The organism is Bradyrhizobium sp. Pha-3, from assembly GCF_042258615.1.
Taxonomy (GTDB): Bacteria; Pseudomonadota; Alphaproteobacteria; order Rhizobiales; family Xanthobacteraceae; genus Bradyrhizobium.
Genome location: NZ_CP170152.1, coordinates 8,231,622 through 8,249,214, shown reverse-complemented (window position 1 = coordinate 8,249,214; position 17,593 = coordinate 8,231,622). Strand labels below are relative to the sequence as shown.

The window sequence follows — 17,593 nt, the reverse complement described above, 5'->3', positions numbered from 1 at the left end:
TGCGGGGAGGGCGCGCCGCTCCGCGCCTGACCGGCAAGCCGCGTCTGGTCAAGCGTATAATCCAGGGAACCCAAGGGTATCCAAGGGCATCGGCGCCTTGCGGGATCGCGCCCTTCCGGTCATCATGGGGCGTCCGCCGCAGGAAAACCTCCCCGACAGATGACGCTATCGCCTGACGCCACCGACGACGCTGTGACGACGGCGTTTGCCGGCATTCCCGCATTGCTCGACCAGGCGCCTCTCTTGGTCTCGCGCGGGCGGCTGCTCGATTGCGACTGCCTGCTCGGCCCGATGGCGCGGCCGTTTCACGCCGCGATCCGCACTGGGCGCATCGTCGAGCTCGTGCCCTCGCCGGTCCTGATGCGCTCGTGGCGCTTTGCCTATCGCGCGACGCCGCAGGCCTGGGCCGCGTATTGGCAGGCCGAGCCGAGACCCGGCTGGCACGATCTCCTGGCGCTGACCAAGCGCGGCGAGGCGGTGCTGGAAGGCGATCTGCATCCCTTCATGGCGCACCTGCAATACTTCAAGGACCTGCTGGCGCTGCCGCGGCAGCATTTCGCGGCGGCCGTATCATGAGCGGCACGATCATGAACGGTCATATCGAGCCGATGGTCGGCCGCTACGTCCACGTCGAGATCGGCGGCGAGCTGCACCGGATCTATTTCGAGGAGAACGGCAAGGGCATTCCGCTGGTCTGCCTGCACACCGCGGGATCAGACGCGCGGCAGTGGCGGCATCTGCTCGCAGACGCGCAATTTGCCGAAAATTTCCGCGTCATTGCCTTCGATCTGCCCTGGCATGGCAAGTCGAATCCGCCGAAAAGCTGGACCGGCGATGAATACCAACTCACCACCGCGGGCTACACCGAGACCATCCGCGCCTTCTGCCGTGCGTTGGGGCTGGAGAAGCCTGTCGTGATGGGCTGCTCGATCGGCGGCCGCATCGTGCTCAACCTTGCGATCGAACATGCCGCCGAGTTCCGCGCGCTGATCGGGCTGGAGGCTGCCGATTTCCAGGCGCCGTGGTATGACACCGACTGGCTGAACCGCCCCGACGTTCACGGCGGCGAAGTCTGCGCCGCGCTGGTGTCGGGGCTGATTGCGCCGCAGAGCCCGGCGCCTGCGCGGATGGAAACGCTGTGGGCCTACAAGCAGGGCGGCCCCGGCGTGTTCAAGGGCGACCTCTATTTCTACCGTGTCGACGGCGACCTGCGCGGCCGGATCGCGTCAATCGATACTAAAGTATGCAGGCTCTATCTTCTCACGGGCGAGTATGATTTCTCCTGCACGCCCGAGGACACGAGGCGGACGGCAGCGGCAATAGGGGGCGCCAGCGTCACGATCATGGAAAAGCTCGGTCATTTTCCGATGAGCGAGAATCCGGAACAGTTTCGCCGCTACATCGCACCCGTCCTCGCCGAGATTCTCACGCAGTAAATTGACGTTTCCACGAAGGAGTAGACGTATGACACGCAAATATCTCATCGGCTTCGCGCTCGCCGCCGCGCTCGGCGCGAGCCAGGCGCAGGCCGAGGAGCTGACCGGAACCCTGAAGAACATCAAGGACACCGGCGCGATCACGCTCGGCTTCCGCGATTCCTCGATCCCGTTCTCCTATCTCGACGACAACCAGAAGCCCGTCGGCTACGCGATGGACATCTGCTACAAGATCGTCGATGCCGTGAAGAAGGAGCTGAAGCTCGACAAGCTCGAGGTCAAGCTCAACCCGGTCACCTCGGCGACGCGTATTCCGCTGATGGCCAACGGCACCGTCGACCTCGAATGCGGCTCGACCACCAACAATGCCGAGCGCCAGAAGCAGGTCTGGTTCACCAACACCCACTTCCTGACCGCCAGCCGCTACGTCTTCAAGAAGTCGAGCGGGTTGAAGTCGATCGACGACCTCAAGGGCAAGAACGTGGTTTCGACCGCGGGCACCACCAACATCAAGCAGCTCACCGAGGCCAATGTCGCGCGCGGCCTCGGCGCCAACATCATTCCGGCCAAGGACCATGCCGAAGCCTTCCTGATGGTCGAGACCGACCGCGCGGTCGCCTTCGTGATGGACGACATCCTGCTCGCGAGCCTCGTCGCCGGCTCGAAGTCGCCGGGCGACTACGTGATCTCCAAGGACGCGTTCTCCAAGCCGGAGCCCTACGGCATCATGCTGCGCAAGGATGACGCGCCGTTCAAGAAGGTCGTCGACGCCGCCACCGCCGCGCTCTACACCAGCGGCGAAGGCGAGAAGATCTACGACAAGTGGTTCATGCAGAAGATTCCGCCGAAGGGTCTGACCCTCAATGTCGAGCTCGGGCCGGAGCTGAAGCACGAGTTCGCCAAGCCGTCGGACTCGCCGGATCCGGATTCGTACAAGTAAGCTGCTGAGCCCTCATGGTTCGGGCGGCGCCATGCGCCTCCTCACCGTGAGGGACCAGAGAACTAGGAATGTCCGGCCATTTTTGGAGGAAAATGGCCGGACATTTGCATAGATGCCGCGCGTGATGTCGGCGTAATGCGTGATCGGCGCGAGAGCGCGGGGGACCCGTGAACTACAATTGGAACTGGCACATCTTTCTCGAGCCGAACCCGATGGGGACCGGCACCTATCTCGACCTGTTGCTGTCGGGACTGGTGGTCACCGTCAAGGTGTCGGTGCTCGCCTGGATCATCGCGCTGGTCTCCGGCACGGTGATCGGCGTGCTGCGCACGCTGCCGTCGCGGACGGCGTCGTGGATCGGCTTCTGCTGGGTCGAGTTCTTCCGCAACATGCCGCTCCTGGTGCAGCTCTTCCTGTGGTTCTTCGTGCTGCCCGAGCTGCTGCCGAAATCCGCCGGGCTGTGGCTGAAGCAGCTGCCGAACGCGCCGTTCTGGACGGCCGCGGTCGGCGTCGGCCTCTTCATGTCGGCGCGCGTCGCCGTGCAATTGCAGGCCGGCATCGGCTCGCTGCCGCGTGGCCAGAAGCAGGCTTCGACCGCGCTCGGGCTCACCACGGTGCAGACCTATCGCTACGTGCTGCTGCCGATGGCGTTCCGCATCATCCTGCCGCCGCTGACCTCCGAGTTCCTCAACACCATCAAGAACAGCGCGGTCGCCATCACCATCGGTCTGATCGAACTGACCGGCGAGGCGCGCTCGATGCAGGAGTTTTCGTTCCAGGTGTTCGAGGCGTTCACCGCGGCAACCGTGCTCTATCTTCTCCTCAATTTCGTCGTGGTCACCGCGATGCGCTTCCTCGAGCGCTATGTCGCGATCCCCGGCTACATCACGGGCAAATGACGATGCTCGGCAATCTCGATTTCGACGTCATCCGCCGCTCGCTGCCCTATCTGTTCCTGGAGGGGATGCGCTTCACGCTGACCTTGACGGCGCTCGCCGCGTTCGGCGGCCTCGTGTTCGGCACCCTGATCGCCCTGATGCGGCTGTCGAGCTACAAGGTGCTCGGGCGCATCGCGGGCTTCTATGTCGACTTCATCCGCTCGCTGCCGCTGGTGCTGGTGATCTTCTGGTTCTACTTCCTGGTGCCTTACATCGGGCAGTGGCTGACCGGCGCGTCGCGGCCGATCTCGGTCGGCGCCTTCGCCTCCTCGCTGATCACCTTCGTCGCATTCGAGGCGGCCTATTTCTCCGAGATCATGCGCGCCGGCATCCAGTCGATCTCGCGCGGCCAGCCGGCCGCGGCCAGCGCGCTCGGCCTGACCTACGCGCAGTCGATGCGCTACGTCGTGCTGCCGCAGGCGTTCCGCAACATGCTGCCGGTGCTGCTGACACAGACCATCGTGCTGTTCCAGGACACCTCGCTGGTCTACGTGCTGTCGATCCCTGATTTCCTCGGCGCCGCCAGCAAGGTCGCGCAGCGCGACGGCCGCCTGGTCGAAATGTACCTGTTCGCCGCGCTGGTCTACTTCGTCATTTCCTGTGTCGCGTCCTTTGGCGTCCGCCGCCTGCAGGCGCGGATCGCCATTGTTCGGTAGATGCTCATGCGAATGATTGTTCAGGGCACGAACCCCTTCACCTCTCCCATAGGGAGAGGTCGGATCGCGTCAGCGATCCGGGTGAGAGGTTTTGCTCCATCGATGGACCGTAACCCCTCACCCGGCGCTGCGCGCCGACCTCTCCCAATGGGAGAGGTGAAAGCGCGCTCGCTGCAACGCCTGAGTCAAACATGATCGAGATCAATCACGTCAATAAATGGTACGGGCCGACCTTCCAGGTGCTGAAGGACTGCACCACCAGCGTCGCCAAGGGCGAGGTGGTCGTGGTCTGCGGCCCGTCCGGCTCCGGCAAGTCGACCCTGATCAAATGCGTCAACGCGCTGGAGCCGATCCAGGACGGCGACATCACGCTCGACGGCATCAAGGTCAACGATCCGAAGACCGACCTGCCGAAGCTGCGCTCCCGCGTCGGCATGGTGTTCCAGCACTTCGAGCTGTTTCCGCACTTGCGGATCATCGACAATCTCCGCCTCGCGCAGGAGAAGGTGCTGGGCCGCAAGCATGATGATGCCACCGCCAAGGGCATGAAGCTGCTGGACCGCGTCGGGCTGAAGGACCACGCCAAGAAGTTTCCCGCCGAATTGTCCGGCGGTCAGCAGCAGCGCGTCGCGATCGCCCGCGCGCTGGCGATGGACCCGATCGCGATGCTGTTCGACGAACCGACCTCGGCGCTCGACCCCGAGATGATCAGCGAGGTGCTCGACGTCATGGTCGACCTCGCCCGCGAGGGCATGACCATGATGGTGGTGACCCACGAGATGGGCTTTGCCAACAAGGTCGCCGACCGCGTCATCTTCATGGACCGCGGCGAGATCGTCGAGGACGCCAAGAAGGCCGACTTCTTCGGCACGCCGCGCAGCGACCGCGCGCAGAAGTTCCTGTCGAAGATCTTGCAGCACTAGACTGCGCATCGGCCAAACCCGTCATCCCCGCGCAAAGGCGAAGCCTTTGCGCGGGGATGACGGTAGTGGATTTGCGCAGTTCACGGGCGCCCGTCGGAAGGCTTTATCCCCGTTAACAATTTGCGTATACGAAGGCCTGAAACCCCCTTCGTCCGCAGGAGAACTCGCGTGGAAAAGATCGCTTACGTCAACGGCTCGTTCGTGCCGCATTCGGAGGCCAAGGTCTCGGTGTTCGACCGCGGATTCCTGTTCGCCGACGGCATCTACGAGGTGGCGGCGGTGCTCGAGGGCAAGCTGATCGACAACGCCTCGCATCTGGCCCGGCTCAAGCGCTCGGTCGGCGAGATCCAGCTCGCGCTCCCGGAGACGCTGGAGCGGATCGAGGAGATCCAGAAGGAGCTGGTCAAGCGCAACGACCTCGTCAACGGCATGGTCTATCTCGAGGTCACCCGCGGCGCCGACAAGGGGCGCGACTTCGCCTTCCCGAAGGCCGACGTCAAGCCGACGCTCGTGATGTTCACCTCGGAAAAGGACATCATCAATGCGCCGTCGGCCAAGACCGGCATCAACGTGATCACGGTGCCCGACATCCGCTGGGAGCGGCGCGACATCAAGAGCGTGGCGCTGCTGGCCCAGGTGCTGGCCAAGCAGGCCGCGGCCGCTGCCGGCGCCGGCGAGGCCTGGATGATCGAGGACGGCAAGGTCACCGAGGGCGGCTCGTCCTCGTCCTTCATCGTCACCCAGGACGACGTCATCGTGACCCGGCAGAACGGCAACGAGATCCTGCCCGGCTGCACCCGCAAGGCGGTGGTCAAGCTCGCCGAGGAGCGCCAGCTTCGCATCGAGGAGCGCGCCTTCACGGTCGAGGAAGCGCTCGCCGCCAAGGAAGCCTTCATCACCAGCGCCTCGGTGTTCGTGCAGGGCGTGGTCGCGATCGACGGCAAGCAGGTCGGCAGCGGCAAGGTCGGCCCGATCACCGACCGCCTGCGCCAGATCTATGTCGAGTTCGCCCGCGCGACGGCGGTTTAGAACCGTCACTGCCGGGCTTGACCCGGCAATCTATCTCCCTTCGAGAGATGGCCGATGCCGGTCATCTCAATCCGTCACCCTGAGGTGGCCCTCGAAGGGTCGACGGCCCGACTGTGGCCGTGCATCCTTCGAGGCTCGCTGCGCTCGCACCTCAGGATGACGGGGAAACAGATCGCCCTCACGCCGCGACCTTCACCTTCACCGGATGCACCGCGCGGAAGCCGATCGCGATCCGGTTCCAGGCGTTGATGGCGCCGATCAGCGTGGTCAGGTTGACCAGCTCGCTGTCCGTGAACTGCGCGCGCACCGCCTCGTAGTCGGCGTCGGGCGCATGCGTCTCTGCAACCAGCGTCAGCGCTTCGGTCCAGGCCAGCGCCGCGCGCTCGCGCTCGCTGTAGAGCGGCGACTCGCGCCAGGCGTTGAGCAGATAGAGCCGCTGCTCGGTCTCGCCGTGCTTGCGGGCGTCCTCGGTGTGCATGTTGATGCAGTAGGCGCAGCCGTTGATCTGCGAGGCGCGGGTCTTGACCAGCTCGATCAGCGATTGCTCGAGGCCGCTTGCGGTGATCTGGCCTTCGACTGCAACCAGCGCTTTGATCGTCTCGGGGGCGGCCTGGTAGAAATTCATGCGGGGCTTCATGGTCATTCTCCTTGGTTATGGGGTCAGTGAAAAGGGCTAGTGTGCACCGCCGCCGCCAGCGAGCTGGCCCGGCTTCTTCAGGAACAGCGCCGCCACCAGCGCCACGATCAGCGCCACGCCGAGCAAATAGAAGGTGTCGCTGAAGGCGAGGATGTAGGCCTGCTTCTGCACGACATTGCCGATCGCCGCGATCGCGCGGTGGGTGGCGGCGGCCGGATCGGCAACGCCGTGGTTCAGGAAATACTGGGTCAATCCCTCGATCCGCGTTCGGGTTGCCTGTTCCAGCATGGAGACCGACTGCATCAGCACGTTGGAATGATACTGCTCGCGCTTGGTCAGCAGTGTCTGCAGCGCGGCAATGCCGATGGCGCCGCCGAGGTTGCGCATCATGTTGAACAACGCTGACGCCGATCCGGCATTCTCCGCCTCAATTCCGGCCGTCGCAACCGCCGACAGCGGCGCGAATGCCAGCGCCTGGCCGACGGCACGGACCACGTTGGGCCACAGCAGCTGATCGGCCGCATAGTCGTTGGTCATGTAGATGTTCATGAAGTTGGAACCGGCGAACAGCGCAAATCCGATGCCGATGACGATGCGGGGGTCGAAGCGCTGCATCAGCCGCGGCACCAGCGGGATCAGCACGAGCTGCGGCAGGCCGGTCCAGGCCAGCACCATGCCGATCTGCTCGGCGTTGTAGCCCTGGATGCGCGACAGGTATTGCGGCAGGATGAACACCGAGCCGTACAGCGCGATGCCGAGCAGGAAGTTGGCCAGCATGCCGAAGCCGAAATTGCGGCGGGCGAGCAGGCGCAGATTAAGCAGCGGCTTCTCGACGGTGAACTCGACGATCAGGAAGGCGACCAGCGCGACGGCTGCGATCACCGACAGGCGGACGATGAAGGGCGAACCGAACCAGTCGTCCTTGTTGCCCTCTTCCAGCACGGTCTGCAGCGCGGCAAGCCCGATCGCCATGGTGATGATGCCGAGCCAGTCGCCCTGGCGGATCAGCGACAGCTTCATCGGGCTCGGATCGAGCGAGACATACAGCATCGCGATCATCACGGCGCCGGGCACCAGATTGACATAGAAGATGTACTGCCAGCCCCAGTTCTCGGTGAGATAGCCGCCGATGGTCGGGCCGATCGCCGGCGCGAACGTCGCCGACAGCGCGAACAGCGCAAGCCCGATCGGCTGCTTCGCCTTGGGCAGCAGGGTGATGATCAGCGTGAATGCCATCGGGATCAGCACGCCGCCGGTGAAGCCCTGCACCGCGCGCAGCGCGATCATCTGCGGCAGGTCCTGCGCCAGCGCGCAGGCCCCTGAGAACACCAGGAACAGGAACGCATTGGTGAGCAGATAGATGCGCACCGAGAACACCTGGGCGAGCCAGCCGGAGAGCGGGATCACCACGATCTCGGCGATCAGGTAGGAGGTCGAGATCCAGCCGCCGTCATCGATGCCCGCGCCAATGCCGCCTTGAATGTCGGCAAGCGAGGCATTGACGATCTGGATGTTGAGCACCGCCATAAAGGCGCCGAGCGTGGCGCCGATCACCGCGATCCAGGTTTTGGTCGGGATCGCCGGCGCCGCCGGCGTTGCGGGGGCAGGGAGATCGGCGGCGTTGGCTGTGGGCTGGAGTGCGGTCATCGGGGTCGTCCTTGCTTGCCCGGATAAGATGTATTAGGCGGCCGGTTTCGATAATCCGGGAAAGACCGAAAGGATTGTCCCGTCGTGTTTGATAATCGACGTCGCTGCGATTGCGGCCCGCCGCGGTGTCGACGAGTGAGGTGAGCACTTCTCTCAGGCTCCCTCTCCCCTTGTGGGAGAGGGTGGGGAGAGGGGTGGCCCCGGGCGCTGACGACAGAAGTTCGCGAGAGCTGCTTCAATTGTGCCGTGCGCGTGGCCAGTGGCAGCGGCGTCATCGCAAACCAACAAGCGTCAGCGCAAGCGGCACCCCTCTCCCCAACCCTCCCCCACAAGGTCCCCACAAGGGGGGAGGGAGCCTTTCCGCCGGTGATCGCGGCATGAAGAACTGGCGTCGCGCAGCGGACACAGCAAAACGCGATCGATCACCGATGCGGTGATCGATCGCGCCAAGCCTGCCGAAGTAATGTTGGGCGCTAGCCGCCGCTCGGCCGCGCCGCCGACGCTACACGGCGCTTCTCTTCACGCTCGGCCAGCACGGTTGCCTTGGTGTTGACGGTCGGGATCGCCGACATGCCCGGCCGCAAGAGGCCGGTGAGGCTGTGATCGTCGAGCACGATCTTGACCGGCACGCGCTGCACGATCTTGGTGAAGTTGCCGGTGGCGTTGTCGGGCGGCAGCAGCGCGAATTCGAGGCCGCTGGCCGGCGACAGGCTGTCGACATGGCCCTTCAGCGTGGTGCCGTGAAAGCTGTCGACGGTGAGCTCGACCGGCTGGCCGTTGCGCACATTGGTGAGCTGCGTCTCCTTGAAATTGGCAACCACATAGACCGCATCGAGCGGCACCACCGCCATCAGCTGGGTGCCGGCCTGCACGTATTGTCCGACGCGGAGCGTGCGGGCGCCGACCGTGCCGTCGACCGGGGCGGTGATGCGTGCGTAGGACAGGTTCAGCTCGGCCTGCTGTTCGACCGCACGGGCACGGTCGACTTGCGCCACGGCCTGCGCGCGCTGGGTGGTGAGCACCTCGATCTTGCGCTCGGCGGCGAGCAGGCCCGATTTCGAGTGCTGCAGTTGCGCGGTGCTGGCGCGCAGCGCAGCGTCGGTCTGCTGGGCGCGCTGGATGGTGCCGGAGCCGGTCTTCATCAGCCCATCGGAGCGAACCTGCTCCTCCTGCGCGAATTTCAGGTTGGCTTCGGCGGCGGCGACATCGGCGGTTTGCTGGTCGATGATCGGGCGCTGCAAGGCGATCTGCGCATCGAGGTTGCGGACTGATGCTTCGGCCGCGTCGACATCGGCCTTGGCCTGGCCGAGCGCGGTGCGGTAATCGCGGTCGTCGATCTCGGCCAGCAGCTGACCGGCCTTCACCGGCTGGTTGTCGGTGACCAGAACGCGGGCGATGTAGCCCGACACTTTCGGCGCGATGATCGTGGAGTCCGCCTTCACATAGGCGTCGTCGGTGGATTCAAGGTAGCGGCCGGTGGTGAGGTAGTCGTAGCCAAAGTCGCTGGCCACGGCGATGCCGAGCACGGCGGCGAGCCCGATGGCCACCCGCTTGACCGTCCGCCGCGACGGGCGGAGGCCGATTTTAGCCGATTCTTCAGGGACATAGGTGGTGGTCGACATGACATCCTCCAGGCCGAACATTCGCGCCCTTCCAGAAAGGGCGCCGGATACGGCCCCTTAGATGCAATGTCCTCCCCGCTGTGATAATCCCGATAAAACTGGAAGCATTATCAAGCCAGCGCTGATAATCCGGACCTTGTTACATGGATCGCCTGACCAGTTTGACCGCCTTCGTCCGGGTCGTGGATTCCGGCGGCTTTTCCGCCGCCGGCCGCAAGCTCAACATGTCCACGACGATGGTGAGCAATCACGTCCAGTCGCTGGAAGACCGGCTCGGGGCCCGGCTGCTCAACCGCACCACGCGCAAGGTCAGCCTCACCGAGGTCGGTCAGGCCTATTACGAGCGCTGCATCCAGATCCTCGCCGACATCGAGCAGGCCGACGACATCGCGGGCGCGCAGCAATCGGTGCCGCGCGGCACGCTGCGCATCTTCACCAACACCCATCTGGTCCAGTTCCTGTCGTCGACGGTCACCGAGTTCCTGGCGACCTACCCCGAGGTCAAGATCGACCTGATGATCGGCGAGCGCTCGGCCGACCTGCTCGACGAAAATTTCGATCTCGCCGTGCAGATGATCCAGCCGCGCGATTCCGCGCTGATCGTGCGCCGCATCGCCACCTGGCGGCACGTGCTGTGCTGCTCGCACGACTACGTCGCGGCGCACGGCAAACCGGAACAGCTCGCCGATCTCACGACCCGCAACTGCGTTCGCCATATCAACTACCCGTTCGGCGACGAGTGGCATTTCGTCGACCGCAAAGGCGCGCCGGCAGCGGTGAGGGTGGCGGGTAATCTCGTCTCCAACAGCGGCGAGACGCTGAAACTCGCGGCGCTCGCCGGCGTCGGCGTGTTCCTCGCGGCGGGCTTCCTGGTCCGGGACGAACTCGAATCGGGGAAGCTGGTTCGGCTGCTGCCCGAATACCGGCCGGTCGAGCTGACGATGAACGCGATCTACCCGCACCGCCATCACCTCTCGGCGAAGGTCCGCGTCTTCATCGATCTCCTGGTGCATCACGCCACCGAGCAGCAGAAGCTGATCAATCCGTATTCGTGAAGAAAGTGGAGAGAACCGCGCACTCAAATCTATCTCCGTCACCCTGAGGAGCGCGCACTTGCGCGCGTCTCGAAGGGTCGACGGCCCGTCGGTGGCCGTGCATCCTTCGAGACGCGCGTTCCGCGCTCCTCAGGATGACGGGTCTGGCAGCGCAGCGCTTCTTCCGCATGTCATGACCACCCGGCATCCTTGCATGGCGCCGGCGTGTATGAATGTGGCCTCATCTGCCGCCCGGAGCCTGCCATGCTGCTTCGCGTCCTGACCTCCATCCTGTTCGCGATCGCAGCAAATGTGCTGCTGCACGCGCCGGCGCGCGCCGGCTATCCTGACCACGTCGTCAAGATCGTGGTGCCGTTCGCGCCGGGCGGCGGCACGGATGTCGTGGCGCGCACGCTGGCGCAGGAGATGCAGAAGGATCTCGGCGTCACCGTCATCATCGAGAACAAGCCGGGGGCGGGCACCATCATCGGCACGCAGAGCGTCGCCACGAGTCCGGCCGACGGCTACACGCTGCTGATGGCGACCTTCGCCAACGCGGTCAATCCGAGCCTTTACGCCAAGCTGCCCTACGACGCGCACAAGGATCTTGCGCCGGTGGCGCTGGTGGCGCGCTCGTTCAATGTCGTCGTGGTCAATCCGGCTTCGCCGATCAGGTCGATCGCCGATCTGATTGCGGCTGCGAAGGCCGATCCGGAGAAACTGTCCTACGGGACCTACGGCACCGGCACCTCGGCGCATCTGGCCGGCGAATTGTTCAAGCACATGGCTTCCGTCAATCTCACCACCGTGCCCTACAAGGGCGCGGCGCCCGCGATCACCGACCTCCTGGGCGGCCAGATCCAGGTGATGTTCACGACGGTGGCAAGCTGTGCGTCGCTGGTCGAGGCCGGGCAGCTGCGTGCGATCGGAGTGACCTCGGCCGAGCGTTCGGCGTCGTTCCCGCAATTGCCGACGGTGTCCGAAGCCGGTGTGCCGGGCTATTCAGCGGAATCCTGGTACGGCCTTTACGCACCTGCGAACACGCCGCCCGAGATCATCGACCGCCTCAACAAATCCGCGGCCAAGTCTGTGCAGGCGGAGGCCTTCAGGAAGCTCAGCGCCAATGAGGGCCTCGTGATGGTGGCATCACCCCCGGCGGAGCTCGACCGCTACTTCACGGCTGAGGAGGCGCGCTGGCGCAAGGTGATCCAAGACGCGGGCATCAGGGCGGAGTAGGCTGCCCGCTCGGCATGGCGATCACGTCTTTTTGCATCGCCATGCCGTAACCGTGATTCTAGACGCAACAAATGGTTCCTGGGGTTCTTGATGACGGGACGCCGGCAACACCGCCGGTTTGGATCAAGCCTCGGGCTGGGGAGTGAGCCATGTGGATTCTGTTGCTGCTGCCGTTTATCGGCTTGCTGTGGGTGCCGTTCTACAATTTCGCCGAGCCCTCGCTGTTCGGCTTTCCCTTCTTCTACTGGTACCAACTCGCCTGGGTGCCGATCTCCTCGCTGCTGATCTGGCTGGTCTATCGCAGCCGGCGGCCTGACGCCGACGAGCAGCGGTGAGGGGGCAGCCATGACCGATCACATCTCCTGGGTTGCGCTCTCCGTCTTCATCTTCTTCTTCGCCCTCGTCACCGTGATGGGCTTCTTCGCCGCGCGCTGGAAATCCGGCCCGGTCAGCGAGCATCTCGACGAGTGGGGTCTCGGCGGCCGCCAGTTCGGCACCTGGATCACCTGGTTCCTGGTCGGCGGCGACTTCTACACCGCCTACACGGTGATCGCGGTGCCGGCGCTGGTCTACGCGGTCGGCGCCTACGGCTTCTTCGCGCTGCCCTACACCATCATCGTCTATCCCTTCGTGTTCGCGGTGATGCCGGTGCTGTGGAAGAAGGCGCATGCCAACGGCTACGTCACGGCTGCGGATGTCGTCCACGGCGCCTATGGCTCGCGCAGCCTCGAGCTCGCGGTGGCGCTGACCGGCCTGGTCGCGACCATGCCCTACATCGCGTTGCAGCTGATCGGCATGGAGGTCGTGATCAAGGCGATGGGCCTGACCGGCGAACTGCCGATCATCGCCGCCTTCGTGATCCTTGCGCTCTATACCTACAGCTCCGGCCTGCGCGCGCCGGCGTTGATCGCCTTCGTCAAGGACATCATGATCTACATCGTGGTGCTGACGGCCGTGGTCGTGGTGCCGTCCAAGCTCGGCGGCTATGGTGCGGTGTTCTCCGCCGCCAACGACGCCTTCACGGCCAAGGGCGGCGCCACCGGGTTGACGCTGAAGCCCGGGCAGTATCTGCCCTATGCGACGCTGGCGCTCGGCTCGGCGCTGGCTGCCTTCATGTATCCGCACACGCTGACCGGTATCTTCGCCTCGAAGTCGGCGGATACCATCCGCAAGAACGCAATCCTGCTGCCGGCCTATACGCTCTTGCTCGGCCTGATCGCGCTGCTCGGCTACATGGCCCATGCCGCAGGCATCAAGGTGACGTCGCCGAACGACGTGGTGCCGATGCTGTTCAAGACCTTGTTCCCGGAATGGTTCGCGGGCTTCGCGTTCTCCGCGATCGCGATCGGCGCGCTGGTGCCGGCGGCGGTGATGAGCATCGGCGCCGCCAATTTGTTCACCCGCAATGTCTGGAAGTCCTATGTCAATCCGGACATCTCGCATGCCGGTGAGGCGTCGGTGGCCAAGATCACCTCGCTGGTGGTGAAGGTCGGCGCGCTCGCCTTCATCCTGTTCCTGCCGACGCAATATGCGCTCGACCTGCAACTGCTCGGCGGCCTCTGGATCGTGCAGACGCTGCCGTCGCTGGTGTTCGGCCTGTTCACCGTCTGGTTCCGCGCCGAAGCGCTGTTGCTCGGCTGGGCGGTCGGCATCGGCTGGGGCACCTACACGGCCTGGAGCAACGGGCTGAAGCCGCTCGCCAGCATCTCGCTCGGCGATTCCAGCTACACCTTCTATGTCGGCCTCGGCGCGCTGCTGCTCAACATCGTGGTGGCCGTGATTGCGACCGTCGTGGTCGGCTTGATCTCACCCGCCAAGCGCGGCGCGGCGGCCTGAGCCGTCGTACGTATCTGACGGGGCGGAGGTGAGAAGCGCGGTCAGCCGCGCCACCTCCGCCCTGGTCTTCTCAATCGCTTCATCCTTCACCGGCCCATAGCCGCGGATCTCCATCGGCGCCTTTGCCAGAGCGACGAGATCGGGCAGCCGCGCGGCATCGAGCTTGCTGAGCATGGTCTCGATCAGCGTCTCGTACCAGGTGATCAGCTCGCGCTCGGCGCGACGCTCCGCGGTGTAACCGAATACGTCGAACGGCGTGCCGCGCACCCCCTTGAGCCGTGCCAGCAAGCGGAATGGCGTCTGGATCCACTGGCCGAACGCGCGCTTGCGTGGCCGGCCGCGTGCATCCGGTCGTGCCGGCAACAGCGGCGGCGCGAGATGGTATTGCACCGTGAAGTCTCCATCGAACTCGCGCTTGAGGGTCTCGAGGAAGCCGGTCTGCATATGCAGCCGCGCCACCTCGTATTCGTCCTTGTACGCCATCAGCTTGAACAGCGACCGTGCGACGGCATCGGTCAGGGGGAACTCGGTCTTACCGTGCGCTCCGTCCGCCTCTCCCGCTTGCGGGGGAGGCCGTAACGCATCGCCAGATGCGTTGCGGGTGGGGGCACTCTCCGCGTCACGACTCGTGGAGAAACCCCCACCCGCAGGCGGGAGAGGGGGCGCACCTTCGTCGCGGCAGTTGCCGAGCGCGGCCTCGGCGTGGCGGACGCGGTCGACCGTGGCGCGATAGCGCGCGGCATAGGCCTCGTTCTGATAGTCACGAAGAAAGTCTGCGCGCCGCGCGATCATCTGCTCCAGGGTCTCGGGCGTGTTGCGATCGGCGGTCTCGGCCTTCGGCAAAAACTCCGGATCGGCAAAGGCGAGCCGGCCCCAGGCCAGCGCCTGCTTGTTGCGCTCGATGGCGACGCCGTTCAGTTCAATCGCGCGGGTCAGTGCGTCCAGCGACACCGGCACCAGGCCCTGCTGCCAGGCAAAGCCGAGCATCATGATGTTGGCATAGACGCTGTCGCCGAGCAGCCGTTCGGCCAGCGCGTTGGCGTCGAGCGCGGTGAGGTTGCCTGATCCGATCACCCGCTCGATCGCGCGCAAGCGAACCGGCGAGGCGAGGTCGGCGTCGCGGAAGCGCACCACGTCGCCGGTCGGCATCTCAGCGGTGTTGACCGCCGCGCGCATGCCCTTGCGATAGGTGCCGGAGGCCTTGGCCGACGAGCTCACCACGAGATCGCAGCCGATCAGCGCATCCGCCGCGCCCTGGTCGATCCGCACCTGGTGCAGCGCCTCGGGCAGAGCCGCGAGCCGCAGATAGCTCAGAACGGGGCCGAATTTCTGGGCGAAGCCGGTGAAGTCGAGCACCGAGACGCCGCGGCCCTCGAGATGCGCGGCCATCGCGATCAGCGCGCCGACCGTGATGACGCCGGTGCCGCCGACGCCGGTGACCAGCAGATCGTAGGGCTTGTCGAGTGCCGCAAGCTCCGGCGCCGGAAGTGCGGCGGCGCGTGCCAGCGGGTCGATCGCGCTCGCGCCCTTCGCCCGCCGCGTACCGCCCTCGATGGTGACGAAGCTTGGGCAGAAACCGTTGAGGCAGGAAAAATCCTTGTTGCAGGTCGAGAGGTTGATCTTGCGCTTGCGGCCGAACGGCGTCTCCTTCGGCTCGACGCTGAGGCAGTTCGACTCCACCGAGCAGTCGCCGCAGCCCTCGCAGACGAGGTCGTTGATGTAGGCGAAGCGCGCCGGATCCTTGATCGTGCCGCGCTTGCGCCGCCGCCGCTTCTCGGTGGCGCAGGTCTGCTGATAGATCAGCACGGTGACGCCACGAATTTCGCGCAGCTCGCGCTGCACGGCGTCCATCTCCTCGCGCGGGTGGATGGTGACGCCGGCGGGCAGGTCAGCCGGCGAGAACTGCGCGGCATCGTCCGAGACCAGCGCGATCCGCGCGACGCCCTCGGCGCGGACGCTGTGCGCGATCGCCTGCACGCTGACCGGGCCGTCGACCGGCTGGCCGCCGGTCATCGCGACCGCGTCGTTGAACAGGATCTTGTAGGTGATGTTGGCGTTGGCCGCGATCGCCTGCCGGATCGCCATCGAGCCGGAGTGATAGTAGGTGCCTTCGCCGAGATTCTGGAACACATGGCTGTTGCCGGTGAATTTCGACGAGGCCGCCCAGTTGACGCCTTCGCCGCCCATCTGGATCAGCGACGAGGTCTCGCGGTCCATCCAGCTCGCCATGAAATGGCAGCCGATGCCGGCCAGCGCTTTCGAACCTTCGGGCACCTTTGTCGACGTGTTGTGCGGGCAGCCCGAGCAGAAATACGGTGTGCGCGTCGCGCCCGGCACCACGATCATGCGGTTCTGCTCCGGCACGAGCGCAGCGACGCGGCGGGCGAGCTGCAAGTCCGGAAACATCGGATCAAGCCGCCGCGCCAGCACATCGGCCAGCATCAGCGGCGACAATTCGCCGGTCCAGGAGATCAGTCGCGCCCCTCGCTCGTCATGCTTGCCGACCATCCGCTCCGGCTTGGAGCCGGGATAGTCGTAGAAATATTCCTTGAACTGGCTCTCGATGATGCCGCGCTTCTCCTCGACCACGAGGATCTCGCGCTTGCCCTTCACGAACTCCATCGCGTCGTGCAACGCGAGCGGCCACACCATGCCGACCTTGTAGATGTCGATCACGAAGCGGCGGCATGCGGCTTCGTCGAGCCCGACCAGCCGCAGCGCCTCCATCAGATCGAGATGCGCCTTGCCCGTGGTGACGATGCCGTAGGTCGCGTCCTTGATGTCGTAGATGCGGCGGTCGATCGGATTGGCTTTTGCAAAAGCGTAGACCGCGTGCTTCTTCGCCTCCAGCCGCTCCTCGATCTGCGGCCCCGGCAGATCCGGCCAACGATAATGCAGGCCGCCGGGCGGCGGCACGAAATCCGGCTGCGCGAACACGTGCGGCGGCCGCAGTTCGACCGAGGCGCCGGATTCGACGATCTCCGAGATCGCCTTGAAGCCGATCCACATGCCGGAGAACCGGCTCAGCGCATAGCCGTATTCGCCGAACGCGAGATACTCGCCGACATCGGCCGGATGCAGCGTCGGCATGAACCAGCTCATGAAGGCGACGTCGGACTGGTGCGGCATCGATGACGACACGCAGCCATGGTCGTCGCCGGCGACGACGAGCACGCCGCCATGCGGCGAGGAGCCATAGGCATTGCCGTGCTTCAGCGCATCGCCGGAGCGATCGACGCCGGGACCCTTGCCGTACCACAGCCCGAACACGCCATCGACCTTTCGATCCCTCTGCGTCTCGACCTGCTGCGAGCCGAGCACGGCGGTGGCCGCGAGGTCCTCGTTGACGGCGGGCAGGAATTCGATGCGGCTCTCTTTCAGCAACTCGCCGATCTTCCACAGTTCCAGATCGACACCGCCGAGCGGCGAGCCGCGATAGCCTGAGATGAAGCCCGCGGTGTTGAGGCCGCTCGCGCGGTCGCGCCTGATCTGATCGAGCGCGATGCGCACGATCGCCTGCGTGCCGGTGAGGAAGACGCGGCCGCGTTCGCGGCTGTAGCGCTCGGACAGCTGGTAGGCGTCGAGCAGCGGCATCTGGCCCATGACTGACCCCTCCGGGAATCGCGATGTCTGATGGGGCAACGCTATGCCTGTGTGTC

The 17,593-nt window shown here is 65.1% G+C and carries 15 protein-coding genes; 11 read left to right on the top strand and 4 right to left on the bottom strand.

What is annotated here, in order from left to right:
• Nucleotides 1-159 precede the first annotated feature (159 nt).
• From ACE10Z_RS38555 to ACE10Z_RS38525, 7 genes are all read left to right on the top strand, one after another.
• A complete protein-coding gene (locus ACE10Z_RS38555) occupies nucleotides 160-576 on the top strand; it encodes a hypothetical protein (RefSeq protein ID WP_375785355.1) in 417 nt (138 codons plus the stop codon).
• On the top strand, nucleotides 573-1,436 hold the full coding sequence (locus ACE10Z_RS38550; RefSeq protein ID WP_375785354.1) for an alpha/beta fold hydrolase: 864 nt from the start codon (nucleotides 573-575) through the stop codon (nucleotides 1,434-1,436). Before ACE10Z_RS38555 ends, ACE10Z_RS38550 begins: the two co-directional genes overlap by 4 nt.
• 28 nt (nucleotides 1,437-1,464) lie before the next feature.
• Nucleotides 1,465-2,376 carry an amino acid ABC transporter substrate-binding protein gene (locus ACE10Z_RS38545; protein WP_375785353.1) on the top strand — a complete coding sequence of 304 codons (912 nt, stop codon included), beginning with the start codon at nucleotides 1,465-1,467 and terminating at the stop codon, nucleotides 2,374-2,376.
• Between the two features lie 167 nt (nucleotides 2,377-2,543).
• Nucleotides 2,544-3,275 (top strand): amino acid ABC transporter permease, encoded by a 732-nt coding sequence (locus tag ACE10Z_RS38540; protein ID WP_375785352.1) that lies wholly within the window; start codon nucleotides 2,544-2,546, stop codon nucleotides 3,273-3,275.
• A 2-nt stretch (nucleotides 3,276-3,277) separates the two neighbouring features.
• Complete coding sequence (locus tag ACE10Z_RS38535) at nucleotides 3,278-3,970, top strand: amino acid ABC transporter permease (RefSeq protein WP_298371512.1); 693 nt, start codon at nucleotides 3,278-3,280, stop codon at nucleotides 3,968-3,970.
• Between the two features lie 191 nt (nucleotides 3,971-4,161).
• Nucleotides 4,162-4,893, top strand: a complete 732-nt coding sequence (locus tag ACE10Z_RS38530; RefSeq protein ID WP_298371510.1) for an amino acid ABC transporter ATP-binding protein — start codon at nucleotides 4,162-4,164, stop codon at nucleotides 4,891-4,893.
• Nucleotides 4,894-5,061: 168 nt separating this feature from the next.
• Nucleotides 5,062-5,922: a D-amino-acid transaminase gene (locus ACE10Z_RS38525; RefSeq protein ID WP_375785351.1), complete on the top strand. Its 861-nt coding sequence runs from the start codon at nucleotides 5,062-5,064 to the stop codon at nucleotides 5,920-5,922.
• Nucleotides 5,923-6,100: 178 nt separating this feature from the next.
• Here the strand turns inward: ACE10Z_RS38525 and ACE10Z_RS38520 are convergent, their stop codons facing one another.
• The 3 genes from ACE10Z_RS38520 to ACE10Z_RS38510 all read right to left on the bottom strand — a co-directional run bounded on the left by ACE10Z_RS38520 (nucleotide 6,101) and on the right by ACE10Z_RS38510 (nucleotide 9,828).
• Nucleotides 6,101-6,559, bottom strand: coding sequence for a carboxymuconolactone decarboxylase family protein (locus tag ACE10Z_RS38520; RefSeq protein WP_194458547.1), 459 nt, complete (start codon nucleotides 6,557-6,559; stop codon nucleotides 6,101-6,103).
• A gap of 36 nt (nucleotides 6,560-6,595) precedes the next feature.
• On the bottom strand, nucleotides 6,596-8,206 hold the full coding sequence (locus ACE10Z_RS38515) for an MDR family MFS transporter (RefSeq protein WP_375785350.1): 1,611 nt from the start codon (nucleotides 8,204-8,206) through the stop codon (nucleotides 6,596-6,598).
• 473 nt (nucleotides 8,207-8,679) lie between these two features.
• Entirely contained in the window at nucleotides 8,680-9,828 is a 1,149-nt protein-coding gene (locus ACE10Z_RS38510; protein ID WP_375785349.1) for an HlyD family secretion protein, read from the bottom strand.
• Nucleotides 9,829-9,971: 143 nt separating this feature from the next.
• Between ACE10Z_RS38510 and ACE10Z_RS38505 the strand changes: the two genes are divergently transcribed.
• From ACE10Z_RS38505 to mctP, 4 genes are all read left to right on the top strand, one after another.
• Nucleotides 9,972-10,883 (top strand): LysR family transcriptional regulator, encoded by a 912-nt coding sequence (locus ACE10Z_RS38505; protein ID WP_375785348.1) that lies wholly within the window; start codon nucleotides 9,972-9,974, stop codon nucleotides 10,881-10,883.
• A gap of 243 nt (nucleotides 10,884-11,126) precedes the next feature.
• A complete protein-coding gene (locus tag ACE10Z_RS38500) occupies nucleotides 11,127-12,098 on the top strand; it encodes a tripartite tricarboxylate transporter substrate binding protein (protein WP_375785347.1) in 972 nt (323 codons plus the stop codon).
• Between the two features lie 149 nt (nucleotides 12,099-12,247).
• Nucleotides 12,248-12,433 carry a DUF3311 domain-containing protein gene (locus tag ACE10Z_RS38495; RefSeq protein WP_050628491.1) on the top strand — a complete coding sequence of 62 codons (186 nt, stop codon included), beginning with the start codon at nucleotides 12,248-12,250 and terminating at the stop codon, nucleotides 12,431-12,433.
• 10 nt (nucleotides 12,434-12,443) lie between these two features.
• The gene (gene mctP / locus ACE10Z_RS38490) at nucleotides 12,444-13,934 is read left to right on the top strand and encodes a monocarboxylate uptake permease MctP (RefSeq protein WP_375785346.1); all 1,491 of its coding nucleotides are present in this window, start codon (nucleotides 12,444-12,446) and stop codon (nucleotides 13,932-13,934) included.
• On the opposite strand, the gene ACE10Z_RS38485 is transcribed toward mctP, so the two are convergent.
• The gene (locus tag ACE10Z_RS38485) at nucleotides 13,905-17,537 is read right to left on the bottom strand and encodes an indolepyruvate ferredoxin oxidoreductase family protein (protein ID WP_375785345.1); all 3,633 of its coding nucleotides are present in this window, start codon (nucleotides 17,535-17,537) and stop codon (nucleotides 13,905-13,907) included. The two genes, mctP and ACE10Z_RS38485, sit on opposite strands and share 30 nt — an antisense overlap.
• Between the last annotated feature and the right edge of the window lie 56 nt (nucleotides 17,538-17,593).

What these genes read in the sequence shown, in the direction of transcription:
- ACE10Z_RS38535 (WP_298371512.1), top strand. Translation starts at nt 3,278, where the DNA reads ATGCTCGGCAATCTCGATTTCGACGTCATCCGCCGCTCGCTGCCCTAT.
- ACE10Z_RS38550 (WP_375785354.1), top strand. Translation starts at nt 573, where the DNA reads ATGAGCGGCACGATCATGAACGGTCATATCGAGCCGATGGTCGGCCGC.
- ACE10Z_RS38520 (WP_194458547.1), bottom strand. Translation starts at nt 6,559, where the DNA reads ATGAAGCCCCGCATGAATTTCTACCAGGCCGCCCCCGAGACGATCAAA.
- ACE10Z_RS38495 (WP_050628491.1), top strand. Translation starts at nt 12,248, where the DNA reads ATGTGGATTCTGTTGCTGCTGCCGTTTATCGGCTTGCTGTGGGTGCCG.
- ACE10Z_RS38530 (WP_298371510.1), top strand. Translation starts at nt 4,162, where the DNA reads ATGATCGAGATCAATCACGTCAATAAATGGTACGGGCCGACCTTCCAG.
- ACE10Z_RS38505 (WP_375785348.1), top strand. Translation starts at nt 9,972, where the DNA reads ATGGATCGCCTGACCAGTTTGACCGCCTTCGTCCGGGTCGTGGATTCC.
- ACE10Z_RS38545 (WP_375785353.1), top strand. Translation starts at nt 1,465, where the DNA reads ATGACACGCAAATATCTCATCGGCTTCGCGCTCGCCGCCGCGCTCGGC.
- mctP (WP_375785346.1), top strand. Translation starts at nt 12,444, where the DNA reads ATGACCGATCACATCTCCTGGGTTGCGCTCTCCGTCTTCATCTTCTTC.
- ACE10Z_RS38510 (WP_375785349.1), bottom strand. Translation starts at nt 9,828, where the DNA reads ATGTCGACCACCACCTATGTCCCTGAAGAATCGGCTAAAATCGGCCTC.
- ACE10Z_RS38515 (WP_375785350.1), bottom strand. Translation starts at nt 8,206, where the DNA reads ATGACCGCACTCCAGCCCACAGCCAACGCCGCCGATCTCCCTGCCCCC.
- ACE10Z_RS38555 (WP_375785355.1), top strand. Translation starts at nt 160, where the DNA reads ATGACGCTATCGCCTGACGCCACCGACGACGCTGTGACGACGGCGTTT.
- ACE10Z_RS38485 (WP_375785345.1), bottom strand. Translation starts at nt 17,537, where the DNA reads ATGGGCCAGATGCCGCTGCTCGACGCCTACCAGCTGTCCGAGCGCTAC.
- ACE10Z_RS38500 (WP_375785347.1), top strand. Translation starts at nt 11,127, where the DNA reads ATGCTGCTTCGCGTCCTGACCTCCATCCTGTTCGCGATCGCAGCAAAT.